Source organism: Microbispora sp. H10836, assembly GCF_012999525.1.
Taxonomy (GTDB): domain Bacteria; phylum Actinomycetota; class Actinomycetes; order Streptosporangiales; family Streptosporangiaceae; genus Microbispora.
On record NZ_JABBWU010000009.1, the window covers coordinates 201,240 to 213,670 of the forward strand.

General features: G+C 73.3%; 12 protein-coding genes and 3 tRNA genes. 6 read left to right on the plus strand and 9 right to left on the minus strand.

The window, feature by feature from the left end; translation table 11 throughout:
• Positions 1-3: 3 nt before the first annotated feature.
• The gene (locus HHX30_RS18640) at positions 4-612 is read right to left on the minus strand and encodes a DUF305 domain-containing protein (protein WP_311922555.1); all 609 of its coding nucleotides are present in this window, start codon (positions 610-612) and stop codon (positions 4-6) included.
• Between the two features lie 83 nt (positions 613-695).
• Between HHX30_RS18640 and HHX30_RS18645 the strand changes: the two genes are divergently transcribed.
• On the plus strand, positions 696-2,075 hold the full coding sequence (locus HHX30_RS18645; protein WP_311922557.1) for a hypothetical protein: 1,380 nt from the start codon (positions 696-698) through the stop codon (positions 2,073-2,075).
• A gap of 3 nt (positions 2,076-2,078) precedes the next feature.
• Here HHX30_RS18645 and HHX30_RS18650 read toward each other — a convergent pair whose 3' ends face one another.
• From HHX30_RS18650 to HHX30_RS18660, 3 genes are read right to left on the minus strand one after another with little or no spacing between them, the layout of a single operon-like run.
• Entirely contained in the window at positions 2,079-2,909 is an 831-nt protein-coding gene (locus HHX30_RS18650) for an aminotransferase class IV (protein ID WP_169983245.1), read from the minus strand.
• A 15-nt stretch (positions 2,910-2,924) separates the two neighbouring features.
• On the minus strand, positions 2,925-3,938 hold the full coding sequence (locus HHX30_RS18655) for a chorismate-binding protein (protein WP_169983246.1): 1,014 nt from the start codon (positions 3,936-3,938) through the stop codon (positions 2,925-2,927).
• A gap of 35 nt (positions 3,939-3,973) precedes the next feature.
• Positions 3,974-4,864 carry a LysR family transcriptional regulator gene (locus tag HHX30_RS18660; RefSeq protein ID WP_169983247.1) on the minus strand — a complete coding sequence of 297 codons (891 nt, stop codon included), beginning with the start codon at positions 4,862-4,864 and terminating at the stop codon, positions 3,974-3,976.
• Positions 4,865-4,949: 85 nt separating this feature from the next.
• Between HHX30_RS18660 and HHX30_RS18665 the strand changes: the two genes are divergently transcribed.
• The gene (locus tag HHX30_RS18665) at positions 4,950-6,170 is read left to right on the plus strand and encodes an NAD(P)-binding domain-containing protein (protein ID WP_169983248.1); all 1,221 of its coding nucleotides are present in this window, start codon (positions 4,950-4,952) and stop codon (positions 6,168-6,170) included.
• 14 nt (positions 6,171-6,184) lie between these two features.
• Here the strand turns inward: HHX30_RS18665 and hutH are convergent, their stop codons facing one another.
• Together hutH and HHX30_RS18675 are read right to left on the minus strand one after the other, a co-directional pair.
• Positions 6,185-7,732, minus strand: coding sequence for a histidine ammonia-lyase (hutH, locus tag HHX30_RS18670; protein ID WP_169983249.1), 1,548 nt, complete (start codon positions 7,730-7,732; stop codon positions 6,185-6,187).
• Positions 7,733-7,791: 59 nt separating this feature from the next.
• A complete protein-coding gene (locus HHX30_RS18675) occupies positions 7,792-8,562 on the minus strand; it encodes a helix-turn-helix transcriptional regulator (protein ID WP_169983250.1) in 771 nt (256 codons plus the stop codon).
• Between the two features lie 145 nt (positions 8,563-8,707).
• Between HHX30_RS18675 and HHX30_RS18680 the strand changes: the two genes are divergently transcribed.
• From HHX30_RS18680 to HHX30_RS18690, 3 genes are all read left to right on the plus strand, one after another.
• A tRNA-Gly gene (locus HHX30_RS18680) sits at positions 8,708-8,779 on the plus strand.
• Positions 8,780-8,821: 42 nt separating this feature from the next.
• Positions 8,822-8,892: transfer RNA gene (locus tag HHX30_RS18685), tRNA-Cys, on the plus strand.
• Between the two features lie 14 nt (positions 8,893-8,906).
• A tRNA-Val gene (locus tag HHX30_RS18690) sits at positions 8,907-8,981 on the plus strand.
• A gap of 65 nt (positions 8,982-9,046) precedes the next feature.
• Here HHX30_RS18690 and HHX30_RS18695 read toward each other — a convergent pair.
• The 3 genes from HHX30_RS18695 to HHX30_RS18705 form a co-directional block, all read right to left on the minus strand.
• Positions 9,047-9,622, minus strand: a complete 576-nt coding sequence (locus HHX30_RS18695) for a DUF488 family protein (RefSeq protein WP_169983251.1) — start codon at positions 9,620-9,622, stop codon at positions 9,047-9,049.
• A 102-nt stretch (positions 9,623-9,724) separates the two neighbouring features.
• The gene (locus HHX30_RS18700) at positions 9,725-9,958 is read right to left on the minus strand and encodes a hypothetical protein (RefSeq protein ID WP_169983252.1); all 234 of its coding nucleotides are present in this window, start codon (positions 9,956-9,958) and stop codon (positions 9,725-9,727) included.
• Positions 9,959-10,161: 203 nt separating this feature from the next.
• Positions 10,162-10,857: a DNA polymerase beta superfamily protein gene (locus HHX30_RS18705; protein ID WP_311922562.1), complete on the minus strand. Its 696-nt coding sequence runs from the start codon at positions 10,855-10,857 to the stop codon at positions 10,162-10,164.
• A 43-nt stretch (positions 10,858-10,900) separates the two neighbouring features.
• Here HHX30_RS18705 and HHX30_RS18710 point away from each other — a divergent pair, with 43 nt between their 5' ends.
• Entirely contained in the window at positions 10,901-12,391 is a 1,491-nt protein-coding gene (locus HHX30_RS18710; protein ID WP_169983253.1) for an LLM class flavin-dependent oxidoreductase, read from the plus strand.
• Positions 12,392-12,431: the final 40 nt, after the last annotated feature.

The window sequence follows — 12,431 nt, forward strand, 5'->3', positions numbered from 1 at the left end:
GGATCAGCCCAGCTTCCGCTGGATCCCTCTCATACGCGCGATCTCGATCTGCTGGCCGGAGACGACGTCCTGGGCCATCGTCCGCATGGTGCGGTCCCGTCCCCGGCGCAGCTCCTCCGCCGCCATGCTCACCGCGCCCTCGTGGTGCCGGATCATCAGCGCCAGAAAGAGCCTGTCGAAGCCGTGCCCCCGCGCCGTGCGCAGCCGGCTGAGCTCCTCCTCACCGGCCATGCCGTAGCCGCCCCTCCCGAGATCACTCGTGCCGTGGTCGTGGCCGGACGGCGGCGTACGGCCCACCCCTCGCAGCCACGACTCCATCACCGCGATCTCCGGGCGTTGCCCGTCCATCACGCGGTTCGCCACCGCGGTCACCAGCGGATCATCAGTACGCGCCGCGGCCAGCCCTGACATCTCCAGCGCCTGCCGGTGATGCGGGATCATCGCCTCGGCGAACCGGACGTCCGCGGCCACCGGCCCTGTCCGCGCGGCTGAACGGGCCGTAGGGGAACCGGACTGCCCGGGGGCGCCGGGCACGATCACCGGGGCGTCGGCGCGCGCCGGTGGAGCGGCGCCGGACGAGCAGGCGGCCAGCGCGGGCGCAACTGCCAGCACAACCGTTACCAAACCGGTCCGCACCGGCCGCGGGCTCGACATAACTTCCATAGTGGGCGATGATCCGCGGACATGGGGGCGATGTGAGCAGACCGAGGCTGAAGGCCGCGCTGGTGGCGACGGTTGTCCTCCTGGCCCCGGCATGTGCCCCCGCCGAGCCCGCGCCGTCGCCGACGGCCGCCGCGGAGGGCATTCCGGCCCAGGACCAGATCAGGCACAGCCCCAACATGAAGGTGGTCGCCAACGTCCCTCTGGCGGCACCGTTCGACGGCCCGGACGACTGGGGCACCGACATGGCCTTCCAGGGCCGTTACGCGTTCGTGGGCAACTACGGGGGCTTCACGGTGCACGACATCGGCGACCCCGAGCACCCGAAGGCCGTCGCGCGGGTGGAGTGCCCCGGCGGGCAGAACGACATCTCGGTCTCCGGCGACCTGCTGTTCCTGTCCGTCGACGAGCCCCGTACGGACGACACCTGTGCGAGCGAGGCCGGGGACCCGGCGGCCGCGGGCGCGTGGGAGGGCATCCGCGTCTTCGACGTCTCCGACAAGGCCCACCCGCGCTATCTGAAGTCCGTACGCACGGAGTGCGGCTCCCACACGCACGCGGTCGTGCCGGGGAAGGACGCCGGGACGGTCTACCTGTACGTGTCCTCCCCCGGCCCGGAGCCGGACACGACGAACTGCGGACCGCCCCACCAGAACATCTCGATCGTGGAGGTTCCCGTCGGCGACCCCGGCAAGGCACGGGTCGTGGCCAAGCCCGAGCTGTTCGCGGGCAGGGCGGCGGGCGAGGACGGCCTGGGCGGCTGCCACGACATCACCGTCTACCCCGAGAAGGACCTGGCCGCCGGCGCCTGCTTCGGCGACGGCGTCCTGCTCGACATCTCCGACCCGGTGCGCCCGAAGCTGCTGCAGACCGTGCGCGACGAGGAGAACTTCTCCATCTGGCACTCGGCCACGTTCAACAACGAGGGCACCAAGGTCGTCTTCAGCGACGAGATGGGCGGCGGGGTGGCCGCCACCTGCCTGCCCTCGGTGAGCGCGACCAAGGGCGCGGACGCGATCTACACGCTGACGCCGGAGCGCAGGCTCGTGCGGCAGGGCTACTTCAAGATTCCCCGGGCCCAGGACGCCGAGGAGAACTGCGTGGCCCACAACGGCGCGCTGGTGCCCGTCCCGGGCCGCGACGTGATGGTCCAGGGGTGGTACATGGGCGGAGTCTCGGTCTGGGACTTCACCGACTCCGCCCACCCGCAGGAGATCGCCTACTTCGAGCGCGGGCCGCTGGCGCCGGAGCTCCACCTCGGCGGCTCCTGGTCGGCCTACTACTACAACGGCTACATCTACTCCAGCGACATCACCAAGGGACTCGACGTGCTGCGCGTGGACGACCCCCGCACCGATCCCGCCAAGGCCGTACGCATGAAGGAGCTCAACGCCCAGAGCCAGCGCTCCTACTGAGGATCACGGGTCGACGTCGGCCGCCGAACGCTCGGCGAAGACCTTCATGGCCTCCAGCGTGACCGGCCCGGGCGCCTGGGGCAGCGCCTTCCCGTCCACGGCCCTGATCGGCTGGATGTCACGGGTCGTGGAGGTGAGGAAGGCCTCCTCGGCCTCGTACAGCGCCGAGATCGGCACGTCGGCCTCATCGCCGCCGCACCATTCGAGGGTGAGCGCGCGGGTGACGCCGGCCAGGCAGCCGGAGGCGAGCGTCGGGGTGATCAGGCGCCCGCCGGTGACGATGAAGATGTTGCTCCCCGTGCCTTCGCACAGGTGCCCGGCCAGGTTCTCGAAGATCGCCTCGGCGCCGCCGCGCTCCTTGGCGTACGCCAGGGCCTTGGCGTTGTCGCCGTAGGAGGTGCTCTTGACGCCGGCCAGCGCGCCGCGCTCGTTGCGCGGCCAGGGCACCACGACGACGTCGGCGGTGGCGGGGAACGGCGCCTGCTCGCCCACGATGACGATCGCGTTCGTGCCGGCCGACCCCCGGTCGGAGCCGAGCGGGCCGGGGCCGCTGGTGTAGGTGATCCTGACGCGCGCCAGCGGCCACTTCGGCGCGGCCGCCAGGCAGCGGCCCACCCCGTCGGCGATCGCGGCGAGGTCGGGCTCGGGCAGGTCCATCCGCTTGGCCGACAGCGCCAGCCGGTCGAGGTGGCGGGTCAGCGCGAAGGACTCCCCGTTCACCGCCTTGACCGTCTCGAACACGCCGTCGCCGACCATGAGCCCGTGGTCGTACACCGAGACCACGGCCCTGTCGGGCTCGTACAGCTCCCCGTTCACCCAGATGGGTACAGACATCTCCTGCTCCGTTCGTTACCGATGTCGCGGGCCGTCCCCGGACGCGAGGCCGATGAGCCTGGCGGCCTTGAGCTCGGTCTCGTGCCATTCCCTCCGGGGGTCGGACCCCCAGGTGATGCCCGCTCCCGTACCGAACCGGATCGTGTCGTGCTCGATCCAGAAGGTGCGGATGCCGACCGCCAGCGCCCCCTCGCGCCGGTCGGCGTCGACCCAGCCCACGGCCCCACAGTACGGCCCCCGGGGCTCTGGTTCGAGCTCGTTGATGATCCGCAGCGCCGACGACTTCGGCGCTCCGGTCACCGAACCCGGGGGGAAGGTGGCGGCGAAGAGCTCCGGCCAGCCGGCGCCGCCGGCGAGCCGTGCCCGCACCGTGGACACCAGGTGCACGAGCCCGGGATGCTCCTCGACCGCGAACAGCGAGGGCACGGTCACCGAGCCTACCTCCGCCACGCGGCCGAGGTCGTTGCGAACGAGGTCGACGATCATGAGGTTCTCGGCGTAGTCCTTGTCGAGGAGATCGTCCGCCGTCACGCCGGTGCCCTTGATCGGCCGGGACTCGACCACCTCGCCGCTTCTGGACAGGTACAGCTCCGGCGAGGCCGACACGACGGTCAGCCCGGGCACGCCGACCACCGCCGCGTACGGCGCGGGGTTGCCCTCGGCCAGCCGTACGGCGAGCGCGAGGGGGTCCACGTCCGGGGAGGGCAGCGGCGCGGACAGGACACGGCAGAGGTTGGCCTGGTAGACCTCCCCCCGCTCGATGTAGTCCCTGATCCGCCGGACGCCCCGCTCGTAGCCCTCCCGGTCCAGGGACGTGGCCCAGGCGTCGCGGGCGGGTCCCCGCCACGGGCCGCGCGACGGGGGCAGCGGAGCGGGCCGCACCTGGTCGAACCGCGCGCAGACCACCTTTCCCTCGTACGACACGACCACCGCCCACCAGCCGGAGCCGTCGAGGGCGGCCAGGTCGGTGGTCACCTCTCTCAGGCCCGTGGCCAGGCGGCCCCCGATGTGGGCGAAGGCGTCGTACACGTGTCCATTGTCGCTCCCCCGCCGGGGCCGGAAGGTCAGCCGGGGACGGATCGGGACAGCAGGCCGAGCAGCGCGCGGGCGGCCGGGAGCGGCGCCGTGCGCGGCAGGGCCGCGTAGACCGTGCGGCGCGGCGCGAACTCGCCGAGCGACCGCAGCGCCACGTCCCTGCGTACGGCGGGCGCGGCCATGGCGGGCACCAGCGTCACCCCGAGCCCGGCGGCCACGTAGCCGAGCTTGCCGGTCCACTCCCCGATCCGCAGGTCGACCCTGGGCGCGAAACCGGCCCGGGCGCAGGCGGCGCCGAGCATGGTCACCGTGCCGGGAGGGGCGCCCTCGATCCAGCTCTCGTCGCGCAGGTCGCGCAGGTCCACCTTCTCGCACCCCGCCAGCGGGTGGTCGGCGGGGAGGGCGACGAGCAGCTCGTCCTCCAGCAGGGGGGTGACCTCCACCTCCGGACCCGCTCCCAGGCCGGAGGGGTAGTCGCTCACCACCGCGATGTCGATCTCGGCGCGTCCGAGGCCGTCCATCAGCGCCGTGCTGAGGCCCTCCACCATGCTGACCGCCACCTCCGGGCGGGTCGCCCGCAGCTCGCGCAGGGCGGCCGGGACCAGCACGGCGTTGGCCGTGGCGAACGCGCCGACCCGCAGCCGCCCGCCGGTGCCCTGGTGGATGGCGGCGAGCTCCTCCCCCGCCCGGCCGAGCCGCTCCAGCACCTCGCGGGCGTAGCGGTGCAGCGTCCGGCCCGCGGGCGTCAGCCGCACCCCCCTGGGCAGCCGTGCGAACAGCGGGCCGCCCGCCTGGGCCTCCAGGGACGCGATGCGCCGGGAGACCGCCGACTGGGTGTAGTTGAGCTGCACCGCGGCGGCCGTGAACGACCCCGTACGGGCCACGACGTCGAGCAGCACAAGCGCGTCGGTGTCGAACATGCTCCGATCCATGAGCGAGGGGAATGAGTGTCATGCAATCTAGTCGCTGGTGGAATGGTTTTTTCCTCCCATAACGTCCAGGGACATGATTGCTTTTCTTGGCCTGGGGCGCATGGGCGTTCCGATGGCCGGCCGCCTCGTCGCCGCCGGCCACAAGGTGGCCGTGTGGAACCGTACGCCACGGGACGTGCCGGGCGCGGAGGCGGCCCCCTCCCCCGCCGCGGCCGTCGCCGGCGCGGACATCGTGATCACGATGCTCAGCGATCCCGACGCGGTGTCCGGGGTGGTGCGGGCGGCGCTGCCGGGGCTGCGGCCGGAGTCGGTGCTGGTGGAGATGTCCACGATCGGCCCCGACGCGGTGCGGCGGCTGCGCGGCCTGCTCCCCGCGGGCGCAGGCCTGGTCGACGCGCCCGTGCTTGGCAGCGTGGGCCCGGCCGCCGAGGGCACGCTGGTCGTGCTCGCCGGGGGCCGCAGGGAGGACCTCGACCGGGTGTCGGACGTGCTGCGCGTCTTCGGGACGGTCCACGAGGCGGGCGGGCCGGGAGCGGGCGCCGCGACCAAGCTCGCCGTGATGAGCGCGATGGTGACCGCCCAGGTGGGGCTGGCGGAGACGCTGGCCTACGCGGACGCGCTCGGGGTGGGCCGCACCGCCCTCCTGGACGTCCTCGGGGCCACACCGCTGGCCGGGCTGGCGGAGCGCCTGCGGCCCGTGGCCGAGTCGGGCCCGTCGCAGACGCGGTACGCCCTCGGCCTGGCCGCCAAGGACCTGCGGCTGGCCACCGAGGGGCCGGGGAGTCGCCAGACGGTGACCGCCGCCGCCCGCGACCTGCTCACGGGGGCGGTCGCGGCCGGGCTGGCGGGGCACGATCTCACCGCCGTCGTCCCGTTCGCGGCGTCCCGGGCGGCGCGGACACCCGGTTCGAAGGACGTGCGCGCGGTGAACCCGCCCTCGGTGCCGGCCACCAACGGCTACTACTCCCACGCCGTGCGCTTCGGGGATCTGCTGTTCGTGTCCGGGCAGGTGGCGCTGGACGAGGACGGGAAGGTCGTCGGCGAGGGCGATCTGGCCCGGCAGTCCGAGGTCGTGATGGAGAACCTGGGCCGCATCCTGGCGGACCAGGGCTCCTCGTTCGGCCGGATCCTGCACATCAGGACGTTCCTGACCGACATGGACCGGCTGCGCGAGTACGGCGAGGTCCGCGGCCGCTTCATCATCGGCGAGCCGCCCGCCAGCACGACCGTGGAGGTCGAACGGCTGTTCCGGCCAGGACTGATGATCGAGGTCGAGGTGGTCGCCGCCCTCTGAAGCCCGCTGAAGCCCTACGCCAGGGGGCCGGCGGCGGACTCGGCGGCGGCGACCACGGCGCCGCTCCCGACGAGCCGGACGACCGCCTCGATCTCCGGGGCGAGGAAGCGGTCCTGCCCCGGCCCCTCGACGGACTCGCGCAGCGCCGCCACGACCGCGCCGGTCCCCGGCGCCGGTGCGTACGGCGCGCGTAGGTCGAGCGCCCGGGCGGCGGTCAGCAGCTCGATCGCGAGCACGCGGGTGAGCCCGTCGACGGCGCGGCGCAGCTTGCGGCCGGCCGACCAGCCCATCGAGACGTGGTCCTCCTGCATGGCGGAGCTGGGGATCGAGTCGACGCTCGCCGGCACCGCCAGCCGCTTGAGCTCGGAGACGATCGCGGCCTGGGTGTACTGCGCGATCATGTGCCCGGAGTCCACCCCCGGGTCGTCGGCGAGGAAGGCCGGGAGCCCGTGGCTGCGCGCCACGTCGAGCATGCGGTCGGTGCGCCGTTCGGCGATCGAGGCGAGGTCGGCGACGGCGATGGCCAGGAAGTCCAGGACGTACGCCACCGGGGCGCCGTGGAAGTTGCCGTTGGACTCCACGCGCCCGTCGGCGAGCACGACGGGGTTGTCCACGGCACTGACGATCTCGCGGGCGGCGACGGCGGACGCGTGGGCGAGGGTGTCCCTGGCGGCCCCGGCGACCTGGGGGGCGCAGCGCAGGGAGTAGGCGTCCTGGACGCGGGTGCAGGAGCCGTCGCGGTGCGAGGCCATCACGCCCGAGCCGGCCAGCAGCGTCCGCATGTTGGCCGCCGCCAGGGCCTGGCCGGGATGGGGCCGCAGCGCCTGCAGGTCGGCCGCGAACACGTAGTCGGTACCGAGCAGCGCCTCCACGCTCATCGCGGCGCTGATGTCGGCGGTCGTGAGGAGCCGGGACAGGTCGTGCAGCGCGAGCACCAGCATGCCGAGCATGCCGTCGGTGCCGTTGATGAGCGCGAGCCCCTCCTTGGCGGCCAGTTCGACGGGCTCGACGCCGCATTCCTTGAGCGCCTCGGCGGCGGGACGCAGGCGTCCCTCGGCGTCCCGCACGACGCCCTCGCCCATGACCGTCAGGGCGACGTGGGCGAGCGGGGCGAGGTCTCCCGAGCAGCCGAGGCTGCCGTACTCGTGGACGACCGGGGTGAGCCGGGCGTTGAGCAGGGACTCCAGCACCCGGGCCGTGGCCGGGCGCACACCGGTGTGCCCGGTGGCGAGCGTGCGCAGGCGCAGCAGCATCATGGCCCGCACGACCTCGGTCTCCACCTCGGGCCCGGAACCGGCCGCGTGCGAGCGGACGAGACTGCGCTGGAGCTGAGCGCGCAGCGAGGGGTCGATGTGCCGGGTGGCGAGGGCGCCGAAACCGGTGGAGACGCCGTAGGCCGGGGTGTCGGCCTCCGCGAGCTCCTCGATCCGCCCCCGGGAGGCCGCCATCTCGGCGATCGCGTCGTCCGTCAGGCGGACCGGTGCGCCGTGCCTCGCGACCCGGACCACGTCGTCGAAGGCGAGCGGCCCGGGGCCGACGGCCACGACCTCGTTGTCGTGCATCGTCCCACTCTTTCACGTCGGTACGCGCGTGCACGCGCATGGTGGGTAACCAGCGTATCTCAGCTTAGGTCCTTACATCCAAAGGTCCTCTCCAGCCCCTCGCGCCCCACGGCGGTCACCCGGAGAGCCCGGGGCACCGTGCCGCGCACCAGCCACTCCCGGGCCAGGAGCCGATCCAGGACCGCGGCGCCGAGCGCCCCGCCCAGGTGCGGCCGGCGTTCCAGCCAGTCGAGGCAGTCGGGGGCGAACCTGCGGCGGGCGCGGCGCACCCGCTCCACGTCCACGCCCAGCTCCGTCAGCGCCTCGGCGCCGCTCGCGGTGAGCATGCAGCCGCCGTCGGCCACGACCAGACGCCCCTCGCGCACCAGCGCGTCGTACAGCTGGACACCCACCCGTCCGGCGAGGTGGTCGTAACAGCTGCGGGCCTCCCGCAGCAGCCCGGCCCGCCGCGACTGCCGAAGGGACCGCACGGCGAGGCGCCCGCTGACCCGGGCCAGCACCTCGATGACGCCGGCCACGTCGGGGCCGGCGAGGCGGTAATAGCGATGCCGTCCCTGTTTGACCACGGTCACCAGGCCCCCGTCGAGGAGCCTGGCCAGATGGGAGCTCGCGGTGGGGGCGCTCACGCCGGCGATCCTGGCCAGTTCCCCGGCCGCCAGCGCCCTGCCGTCGAGCAGCGCGGTGAGCATGGCGGCGCGGGCGCCGTCCGCGATCAGGGCCGCGACGGGGGCGATGTCGGCGTCGCCCTCGATCTCGGCCGTGGTGGGCTGCGGAGTGCCCCCCGCGGCGCCGGGAATCGCGGCGTGGGTGCGGTCGTGCGTCACGGACATGTTCCGACGCTAACCCGGGGACGGTTCGACGGAGCTGGAAGCATCGGCCGCGACTCGCGACGTGAGCAGGGAGAACGCCGCTGATTTGGGGAGTCGCGGGAGATTGGATAAAGTGCTCCACGTGAGTCCGGCCGAGAGCCGGGACGCGGAAGTGGCTCAGTGGTAGAGCATCACCTTGCCAAGGTGAGGGTCGCGGGTTCGAATCCCGTCTTCCGCTCGGAGCTTGACACTGTGCAGCTTGTCACTGTGCAGGTGACACGGTGGAGTGGCCGAGAGGCGAGGCAGCGGCCTGCAAAGCCGCGTACACGGGTTCAAATCCCGTCTCCACCTCTTGGTTCGTCCAAGGGCGATTAGCTCAGCGGGAGAGCGCTTCCCTGACACGGAAGAGGTCACTGGTTCAATCCCAGTATCGCCCACCACGCACCACCGGAAGGCCGGGCCCGAGATCACGGGTCCGGCCTTTCGCTCGTCCGGCCCGCCAGGTTCACAGCCGGTCGTAGACGAGGAGCCCGTCGTCGCGCAGGCGGGCGCCGGAGGTCGGCGCGTGTTCTGCGAGCCTTCCGTCGTGCGACAGGTGCAGCACGCGCGCTCCCCGCGCGAGGACGGCGAAGTCGGCGATGATCCGCCTGTGGCAGCGCCACCACACGGCCTCCGCGCACATCACGGCGGTCCGGGCGGCGCGCGCCTGCGCGAGCAGTTCGTCCATGGCCGTCAGGAAGTCGGGATGCCGGGTGTAACCGGCGTATTCCCGGAACGAGGCGTTCTCCCAGAAGACGTCGGGCGAGTCGGGAGCCGCCCTGCGGAACCCGCCCAGGCGCCTGTCCCATCGATAGCCGATCCCCGCCTCGGGCAGCCAGGCCGTCAGCGCCGCGCGGCCGGCGTCGGGGTTGCGCCTGCTGCCCGGAGCGGTCCGGACGTCGACCACCTCCCGCACATCGGCAGCGTGCAGCAGCGGGATCAGGTGCCCGCGCGGCGCGGTGCCGTGCCCGAACGTCAGCAGCGTCACGCGGGCATCGGCGTTCTCGCCCTCGGCGACGCCCTCAGGCACCGGCCCGCTCATCCCGCGCTCCTTCCCGGGTGATCCTCGTCGGCCCGGTGAAGACACGGCGGCGGGACGGCCGTCCGGGCACCCGGAGCGGCCGTCTCCTGGACGGCGCGCGGGTCAGTCGGCGCGGGTGGAGAGCTCGTCGAAGAGCTCCAGCGCGGCCCGGCGCACGTCGTCGGGCGAGATGCCGTTCAGGGTGCTGCGGGCCTGGGCGGCGTCGCGGGTCGTGGCGAAGGTGATCGCGACCGACTTGGCGGCCGCGTGGCGCAGCGATCCGGTGGGCGCGCTGTCGGCCAGTGCCTGCGCGCTCGCGGCCAGGTCGAGGTTGTCTTTGCCGAACTGAGTGGTCAAAGCGTTCTCCTGGGATGTGGCGGCGTCGCACCATTATCCGCGATGGCGTCGCGACGTGGGGCGGCACCCGCGTTGTTCGCGTGTCCCGTCCCGTTTGACCGGATCAGCGGCCCGTCAGGCGGGCGCGTACGACGAGGTCGTGCAGGGCCTCGCGGGCCGGCGACCTCCTCGGCGGGCAGCACGTGCACGCCGCGCACGCGCGGTCACAGGGCCGACCTCCGCACGTCGATCAGGAACTCCTCGACGGCCGTCCGGTCCGGCCGGCCGGGCAGCGCACTCCCGGCCCGCTCGTCCAGCTCGGTCAGCAGCCGCCCGCGCCACTCCAGCACCTCCCGCCAGGGCGTCTCGCCCCGCCGTACGGCGAGCAGCCGGTCGCGGCAGGCGCTCGCGTCGACCAGCGGCTCCCCGTGCCGGGCCAGGTGGACGGCGCCAAGCAGCAGCCGGATCATGTGCATCGCCAGCTTCCACCGCCTGACGTCGCCGCCCGGCGGGGGCGGGTCCTGCGGCCCGAGACGGCGGAACTGCCGCTCGGCCGACCCCGCGAACGCCCGCTCCGCCTTCCCGGACAGGAACGCGCGGCGCAGCGCCAGCAGCCGCTCGCCCTGCGGGGTGGCCAGCTCCACCAGCGGTGACCACAGGCACTCCAGCACGACCGGGTTGCCCTCCAGCGCGAGCACGCAGAACCGCTCGACCTCCCACGAGAACTGCTCGGGCAGCGGCCCCTCCACGTGATCCGGCGGCTTGTCGAGCCGCCAGAACATCGGGGTGGGCGTCACGAACACACCCCGCCTGTCGACGTCCGACTCGTCGGTCTCCAACCCGTACGCGCGCGAGCCGATCACGACCGACAGGACGGTGCCGGCGGGGGCCGCCAGGGTCATGTCGCCAGATCTCGTCACGAAGGTAGGCTCCCGGTCCGGGACGCGGAAAGGTAGCGAATTAATGGCCGACTTCGGACATGAGCTGTGGTTCGGGGCGTTTCTCACGCCGGACGCGGCGGGACACCACCGGATCGTCCGGCAGGCCGTGCTGGCCGACGAGATCGGGCTCGACGTCATCGGCGTCCAGGATCACCCGTACCAGCCGTCGTTCCTGGACACCTGGACGCTGCTGGCCACGCTCGCGGGGCGCACCGAGCGGGTGCGGCTGTTCCCCGACGTGGTGAACCTGCCGCTGCGGCCGCCGGCGGTGCTCGCCCGGGCCGCAGCGTCCCTCGACATCCTGAGCGGTGGCCGGGTCGAGCTGGGGCTAGGCTCCGGCGCGTTCTGGGACGGCATCGCCGCCATGGGCGGCCCGCGCCGCAGTCCCGGCGAGGCCGTGGACGCGCTGGAGGAGGCCGTCGCGGTCCTTCGCGCGCTGTGGACGCCGGGCGAGCGCGTACGGCTCGACGGCAGGCACTACCGGCTGGACGGCGCGCGTCCCGGGCCGTTCCCCCCGCATCCGATCGGGCTGTGGATCGGCGCGTACAAGCGGCGCATGCTGGAGCTGACCGGGCGGCTCGGCGACGGGTGGGTGCCCTCGTCCGGATACGCCGCGCCGGGCGAGCTGGGCGCGATGAGCGAGATCCTGGACGCCGCGGCCGAGCGGGCCGGGCGCGACCCCGGCGAGATCCGCCGCGTCTACAACATCGACGGCCGCTTCTCCGCCGCCGCCAGGGAGGGCTTCCTCGACGGGCCGCCGGCCGTCTGGGCCGAACAGCTGACCGAGCTCGCGCTCCGCCACGGCATGAGCGTGTTCGTGCTCGCCGTGGACGACGACAGGGACCTCAAGGTCTTCGCCGAGGAGGTCGCCCCCGCCGTACGCGAGGCCGTGACGCGGGAGCGCGGGCGGCCGCCGGAGGCGGGCGCCGAGGCTCCGATCCGGGTCGCGGGCGGGACACCGGCGGGGGCGGTGCTCGACGAGTCCACCCGGCCCCGGCTGCCCAAGCGGGACATCGCCGCGCTCACGCCCCAGCAGCAGGCCAACGGCCGGCGGCTCGTCCTCATCCACGACCACCTGCGCCGGGAGCTGACCCAGATCAAGGACGCCCTGGAGCAGGTCGCCGCGGGGCGCTCCGACGCCGCCGCCCTCCGCTCGATGATCAACGAGCTCACCATGCGGCAGAACTACTGGACCCTCGGCACGTTCTGCGCGTCGTACTGCCGGCTGCTGACCACCCACCACACGATCGAGGACGAGCACATGTTCCCGATGCTGGCCTCGGCGCAGGAGTCGCTGGCGCCGGTCGTGGCCCGGCTGGAGCAGGAGCACGAGGTCATCGCCGGGGTGCTGACGGAGCTGGACGCCGCCCTCGTCGCCATGATCGAGGACCCGGACCGGCTCGACGGCGTACGCGACCAGGTGGACCTGCTGTCGGACGTGCTGCTGTCGCACCTGAGCTACGAGGAGGAGGAGCTCGTGGAGCCCATCGCCCGCCTCAACCTGGACATCTGAGCCCGATAATCGGGTGCGCCGGCCCGGGCCTCGCTTCTAG

Coding starts and splice junctions, on each gene's coding strand:
- HHX30_RS18650 (WP_169983245.1), bottom strand. CDS start 2,909: ATGTCTGTACCCATCTGGGTGAACGGGGAGCTGTACGAGCCCGACAGG.
- HHX30_RS18660 (WP_169983247.1), bottom strand. CDS start 4,864: ATGTTCGACACCGACGCGCTTGTGCTGCTCGACGTCGTGGCCCGTACG.
- HHX30_RS18665 (WP_169983248.1), top strand. CDS start 4,950: ATGATTGCTTTTCTTGGCCTGGGGCGCATGGGCGTTCCGATGGCCGGC.
- hutH (WP_169983249.1), bottom strand. CDS start 7,732: ATGCACGACAACGAGGTCGTGGCCGTCGGCCCCGGGCCGCTCGCCTTC.
- HHX30_RS18675 (WP_169983250.1), bottom strand. CDS start 8,562: ATGTCCGTGACGCACGACCGCACCCACGCCGCGATTCCCGGCGCCGCG.
- HHX30_RS18695 (WP_169983251.1), bottom strand. CDS start 9,622: ATGAGCGGGCCGGTGCCTGAGGGCGTCGCCGAGGGCGAGAACGCCGAT.
- HHX30_RS18710 (WP_169983253.1), top strand. CDS start 10,901: ATGGCCGACTTCGGACATGAGCTGTGGTTCGGGGCGTTTCTCACGCCG.